Annotated in this window: 3 protein-coding genes; 2 read left to right on the forward strand and 1 reads right to left on the reverse strand. The window is 47.6% G+C overall.

Annotated features, from left to right (window positions below):
* On the forward strand, window positions 1-2103 hold a 2103-nt coding region (locus PN499_RS25030), incomplete at its 5' end, for a CHAT domain-containing protein (protein WP_272035638.1).
* Window positions 2104-2215: 112 nt separating this feature from the next.
* Here the strand turns inward: PN499_RS25030 and PN499_RS25035 are convergent.
* Window positions 2216-5356, reverse strand: a complete 3141-nt coding sequence (locus PN499_RS25035; protein WP_272035640.1) for a PAS domain S-box protein — start codon at window positions 5354-5356, stop codon at window positions 2216-2218.
* A 261-nt stretch (window positions 5357-5617) separates the two neighbouring features.
* Between PN499_RS25035 and PN499_RS25040 the strand changes: the two genes are divergently transcribed.
* A complete protein-coding gene (locus PN499_RS25040; RefSeq protein ID WP_007355739.1) occupies window positions 5618-6628 on the forward strand; it encodes a LysR family transcriptional regulator in 1011 nt (336 codons plus the stop codon).
* Window positions 6629-6734: the final 106 nt, after the last annotated feature.

The raw sequence follows: 6734 nt of genomic DNA on the forward strand, positions 1-6734 counted from the left end.
ATACCGGAAACACCGACACCACCAACACCGCCAGTCGCGATCGCACAACCGGAAAACCCAGTCGCAGAGACACCACCAGTAGAAATTGTCATTCCTGCAACACCGCCAGTCGCGATCGCACAACCGGAAAACCCAGTCGCAGAGATACCACCAGTAGAAATTGTCATCCCTGCAACACCGACACCGCAGACACCGCCAGTCGCGATCGCAGAACCTCAGACGCAGGAATCAACTAAAACCCCCATTCTTGAGGCAGAACCCCCACTGCCACAAGCGCAGCCAACAGTGTTAGCGCTTCCTGCGCCTAGCTTTACCTATACACCGGCGCAACAAACACCTGATACTGCCAATCGGGTAGAACCAGCATCAGAAGCCGAAAACGAGGCGGAAAAAACAATACCCCAGGCAAATATTGAGACAACAACTCAGGTACAAACAACCAGCGATCGCCTACTCACTTCCACCCCAGACAATCCTCCCCAACCTGAAACCACAGATCGGATTGCGATCGCACCTGTAACAGAGCAGATCGTACCAACTTCCGCTCCCACAACCACCGAAGTTTCCCCAAATCCGACACCCACGCCGACTGTAACACCCACACCCACAGCCGCAAAAATCACCTTTGACAGCCCCCCAACCCCCAAATTAGAACCCGTCCCTCATCAACAAATCACCCCCGTAGAAACCCCCAGCGTACCTCCTAGAGAGCAAGTTTCCACCGTCCCTGCGATCGGTGCCAGTACCGATCTAGAAACAAGCGCAAAACTAGCAACAGTCAGCCACGAACAACCATCAACCGCAATTAGTAATCAAGTAAAAACCCCAGTCACCAATTCTCTAGAAGTAATTAAATCGATTACCTCTGACCAAATCTTTGAAAGTGATATTGAGAGAACAGTAGCTAATATTGAGCAGTATAGAAATCAAGAATATGACAGCTACCTGGGAATCAAAAATGAACCAGGTCACGAAAGAATGACCCTCGCTACAATGCAGGAAACTTTAAAACGTATCGCTGTGGTTCCCGGTAAGCCCTGTGCTATTATCTATGTAGTAGCCAGAAACGATCAGTTAGAATTGATTTTAGTTACTGGTCACGCCTCCCCAATTCGCTACAGCATCCCAGCAGCAAAAAAAGCAATTCTTTTACCAATAGTTGAACAGTTCCGAATGGAGATTACCAACCCTCGCCAACGGAGCAGTACCAGTTATTTATCCCGCGCCCAACAACTTTATCAGTGGATAATTGCACCCCTAGAAAAAGACTTAAAAACCTTAAAGATTGAAACCCTGCTGTTTTCTTTAGATCCAGGGTTACGGAGTATGCCGATCGCAGCTTTGCACGATGGCAAGCAATTCTTAATCGAAAAATACAGCTTCAGTTTAATTCCCAGTTTTTCCTTAACTAATAGCAATTACGCATCTATTGATGGTACTAAAGTCTTGGCAATGGGAGCCTCTGAATTTAAGGATAAAGAACCTTTACCCAGCGTACCCATTGAATTGCACTCGATCGTTTCTGATTTGTGGCCGGGTCAATCCTTCCTCAACGAAGCCTTCACCTTAGAAAATTTGCGATCGCAACGCCTTAATACCCAGTTTGGAATCATTCATCTAGCAACTCACGCTACTTTTAATCCAGGCGAACCAAAGAACTCTTACATTCAGCTTTGGAACAGCAAATTGCAAATCAATCAAATCCCAACTCTTAACTGGGATCTTCCCCCAGTAGAATTGCTAGTGCTTTCAGCTTGTCGAACTGCTTTAGGGGACAGGGAATCGGAGTTGGGTTTTGGCGGATTAGCTGTAAAAGCCGGAGCTAAATCAGCCCTTGCCAGTCTTTGGTATGTATCTGATGAAGGTACAATGGGATTGATGATGGAATTTTATCAGGAACTCAGGCACAGCAAAATTAAAGCAGAAGCTTTAAGAGAGGCACAGCTAGCCATGATTTCTGGCAAAGTACAACTTCGCAATGGACGGCTGATTACAACAGGAGAAGATTTTCCTCTCCCTCCCAATTTAGCGAGTTTAAGTAATAGAAATATGGCTCATCCCTTTTTCTGGAGTGGGTTCACAATGGTGGGAAGCCCTTGGTAAGGAATGAGTTATAAAGTTATTGTTCTATAGCAACCTTCTTAGCACTTAGAAAACTGGCTCATTGCAGAAATTTGCTGATTCTATTCCCTTCTTCCCCTCCCTCCTAGCTATATTATCTGCTTCTTTCGAGCAATGGCAGCCTGATCGTGAAAGTTGCCCCCATTCCCTCTCCCGCACTCTCAGCGTGTACTGTACCGCCATGTATTGTCACAATATGTTGGACGATAGCTAAGCCCAGTCCCAGCCCTCCGTAAGACCTGGTTGTGGTACTGTCAGCTTGACGGAATCTCTCGAAAACATGAGGTAAAAACTTCTGACTGATACCAATTCCTGTATCGGTAATCTGAATTTCTGCATAAGAAATAATAGAGGAAGATAGGAAATTTTGAGTTTTGAGATTGCTTGGTTGCACTTCCAACGCTAAACCCTTTGGGTAGGCTTCACGATCGCGGTTTTGAGTTTGAATAGTAACTAAATTTCCTGCCTTTTCCATCTCTTCATCTTCCTTCTCCTTCCCATCTTCCCCTTCCCTCCAATCCCCCATCCCCATTCCTAGCCGCACTTCTACCCGCCCTCCGTTGGGGGTAAACTTGAGTGCATTGGAAAGTAGATTCCAAATTACCTGCTGCAAGCGATTAGTATCCGCAAAAACTAGCCCCACTCCTTCATCATAAAAACTCAAAAGTTGAACTCCCTTCGCTTCAGCAATAGGACGCAGGGTATTGATTCCGGCTTCAAGGATTCCCACCAGTTCAACGGGCCCCAACTTTAGGGAAATCTTACCTGCCAGAATCCGGGAAACATCGAGGAGGTCTTCGATCATCTGCACCTGCAAACGAGCATTGCGTTCAATTGTCTCTAGAGCGATCGCCATTTTTTCCTCAGTTAGCTTTTTCTGCTGTAATATTTGCGACCAACCCAAAATTGCATTTAGAGGTGTGCGTAGTTCGTGGGAAAGCGTTGCCAAAAATTCGTCCTTGATGCGGTTGGCTTCTTGAGCTTCCCAGTAAAGCCGTGCATTATCGATCGCGATCGCCGCATGATGAGCTAGTCGTTCTGCTAAATCCAAGTCACTCCGCCCATAGCGCCGACCAGACTCTCCACACAGCAGGGAAATCACTCCCAGCTTATGCCCGTGGGCGATCAGTGGAACGCACATCGCTGACAAGAAATCGTACTCGCGCAGCAAAGAGAGGGCGGCGGCATCGGGAGCAACCGCTTCGAGTACCGCGTCGGGAATATCTGCATATACCTTTGATTCTCCCGTCCGCAGCACCTTCGCTACTCCGTGCCGCGCCTGGGTTTCAGTGGGCCGACGTTTCTCTATCTGCCACATCAGCTCTACTTTCCGAGGATCTGGGTGAGCAACTGCCAGCAAGCGAATCGAGCCGTCGGGTTCCATCAAATGCACGCAGCACCAATCTGCCAATTGCGGTACTGCCAAATCTGCCAAGTGTTGCAGCGTTACTTCGTAATCTAATGAGGAAGACAACACAGCGAGTGCCTCGGTGAGAAACTTAGCTCCCTCCTCTGTTTGCTTGCGATCGCTAATATCGCTTGTCACCCCAATCCATTTGTAAGCCTTCCCCGTATGATCTCGCACCACAGTACCCCGGTCGATCCAGTAAAGAAACGTCCCATCTTGTTGCTGGATGCGATACTCCTGAAAAAAGGGTTCCTGGGCCTGCGAATGCTGTTCGGCAGCCACAGAGACGCGATCGCGATCATCGGGATGAATAGCATTGAGCCAACCCTCTCTCGTCCTTGGAAATTCAGCTTTGACATATCCGAGAGCTTCGTCAATATGACCAAACCACAGGACAATGCCAGTATTAAGATCCCATTCATAAATCAAATCGCTGGCGCACTCCGCAGCAATCCGAAACCGCCCCTCTGACTGACGCAGAGCTTCCAGAAAACTATAGCGCTCCGTCACATCCAGAACTAGAGATAGCACCGACACTAAAGAGCCAGCCTCATCGTACAGAGCCGAGTTATACCACTCGCAATAAACAATAGATCCGTCTTTTCTGTAGTTGCGGTTGGACGAAATATTGCGCGATTCAGCGCCCTCCCTCAACCGGGCCGTGTCCTTGCTCACTGCCTCTGCGTCGGCTGGAAAAACAAAGTTCCAATCGTTCCCCTGTAAGTTCAAAACTTCCTCAGCAGTCCACCCAAAAATTTTTTCAGCAGCAGGCGACCACCGACAGACTCGATGAAAGGTGCTATCCCACTCGACTACTGCTAGCGGCGTGTTCTCGAAATGAAAAGTTAGTTTTTGAAGAGCATCGCGCAGCGACTCCTCGACCCGCTTGCGTTCAGTAAGATCGATGACAAAGAAGACTCCGCTATTTTGAGTTTCTTCAAAAGCCGCACCACCAATCAAAATTGGGACGCGGCTTCTGTCTTTACGGATGTATTCTTTCTCGTAAGGGTTGCAGTATCCAAACTTTGATATTTCCTGAATCGCCTGCTCGTCCAAGTGTCTGTATTCTGGCGGGGTGATTTCTACCCAATTTAATGCCCCAGTCTGGAAGTCTTCGCGCCCATAACCTGTCAATTTCAGCAAGGCATCGTTTGCTTCGGTAATATTGCCGTCAATGTCCCAAAAACCCATCCCGATCATATTGGACTCAATCACGCGCCGAAATCGGGAAGATGTTCTATGCAGTGTCTCGACTGTTTCCCGCAATGACTCTTCTACCTGCTGCCTTGAAGCTATTTCGTTAAGCAATAGTCTGTTACTTTCTCTAAGTTCGGCGGTGCGTGCTTCGACACGGCTTTCGAGTTCAATATTAGCGTTGTGTAGGGCGGCTTCGGCTCGCTCGCGCTCAGCAATTTCAGCCGTGAGGGCCCGGTTTGCTGCTTCTAATTGTGCGGGTGAAGGCAGCGCAAGGGCTTTGGGCATTAATGGTATCAGCTCGGCTGCTGTGTACATGGAGATGCCGGCGGTAATGGCTTTGATCGTGCCGGATATCCAGTAAACTGGATGCCACAGTGTCCAGACTTCCATGATGTGAGTGGTGCCACAAGAGATGATGAAGGCTCCGAACAGTAGGAATATCCAACTAAAGGGTACGTCGCGCCGTTTGTAAACAAAGTACACGAGCACGGCAGGAATTGAATAATAAGCTAGGGCAATTAATAAGTCGCTCAGCAGGTGCAACCCTACTAGCTCTCGCTGCCAGAGGTAACAGTGACCGTGCGGTATAAAATTTTGATTGAAGATCAGATTATTAATAGATTCCAGCATTTCGCCTTGTCCTTTGCAATTTAATCAGTCGTTGTCGGTTCCTGTCCCTAGTTTCTAGTGTTGCAAATATTCAACATTTCGACGACCTTCGGAATACAGAAGTTTTAATTCTGAATTCAACGTTCTGTATTCTGACTTTTAACTCCTGGCTCCTGACTCCTAGCTCCTGCTTTCTGCTGTATCAAAGTGTACTAAATTGCTTGAGCAAATCGGTTAAGGTCATTGAGAGCAATAAAATTTAATCTTTAAAGTTAAACCTCGATGCGCCTAGAGCAACTGCAAGCATTTCTTTCTGTTGCTGAAACTGGCAGCTTTCAGCAGGCTGCCCGTAAGTGCGGCGTTACCCAATCTACTATTAGTCGTCAGGTGCAGGTTTTAGAAGCTGAGCTGGGAATGCCTTTGTTCCACCGTACTACTCAGGCTAAGCTAACTCTGGGGGGGGAAAGGCTGCTGCCTCACGCTCGCAAAATCTGTCTGACTTGGAATAATGCTACAGAAGAATTAGCTGATTTGCTGGCGGGGAAGCAACCTGAACTTTGTGTGGCGGCGATTCACTCAATTTGTGCTTCTTATCTACCGCCTGTGCTGCAAAGGTTTTGTCGGGAGTATCCAGATGTGCAGTTGCGGGTGACGGCTTTGGGTAGCGATCGCGCTCTGAAGGTGTTAAAAGATGGGATGGTGGATGTGGCGATCGTGATGAACAATCGCTTTTTTACTCAAGGCCCGGAAATGCTGGTGGAAGTGCTCTACAATGAGCCGATTGAGGTGTTGATGGCCGCTAACCACCCCCTGATACAATACGAACGGATACCTTGGTTAGAGTTGAGTCGCTACCCACAGGTAGTTTTTAAGGATGGCTATGGGATGCAACGCTTGGTACAAGAGCAGTTTGCGCGGATGGGTTCGACTCTGAATGCAGTTTTGGAGTTAAATACGCTGGACGCTTTTCGGGGTGTGGTGCGTCAGGGTGAATTGATTGCTCTATTGCCACACTCGGCTTTGATGGAGGCCCGTACAGATTCTACTCTGGCAGTGCGGGCGATCGCACCTTGTCAGTCTAATTCTAAGGTTTCTGGGATTACGGAGGCGATCGCCGATCCGATTTGGAGCCGCCAAGTTGTCTTAGTCACTACTCACGATAGAATGCAAATTCCTCCTATTCAACACTTCTGGCGGCTGGTACGTGAATTAATATCACCTCAATTGTCCCTTATAAGTAAAGGGAAATCTTGGGTAAATGAGCAACCAGAGGCATTCAATATTAGAATTTAAACTGGTTAATTGGTAATTGGTAATTGGTAATTGGTAATTGGTAATTGGTAATTGGTAATTGGTAATTGGTAATTGGTAATTGGTAATTGGTTAATAGCTTGTAAGG

Origin of the sequence: Kamptonema animale CS-326 (assembly GCF_028330895.1) — a bacterium.
Classification (GTDB): Bacteria; Cyanobacteriota; Cyanobacteriia; order Cyanobacteriales; family Microcoleaceae; genus Kamptonema; species Kamptonema formosum.

What these genes read in the sequence shown, in the direction of transcription:
- PN499_RS25040 (WP_007355739.1), top strand. Translation starts at nt 5,618, where the DNA reads ATGCGCCTAGAGCAACTGCAAGCATTTCTTTCTGTTGCTGAAACTGGC.
- PN499_RS25035 (WP_272035640.1), bottom strand. Translation starts at nt 5,356, where the DNA reads ATGCTGGAATCTATTAATAATCTGATCTTCAATCAAAATTTTATACCG.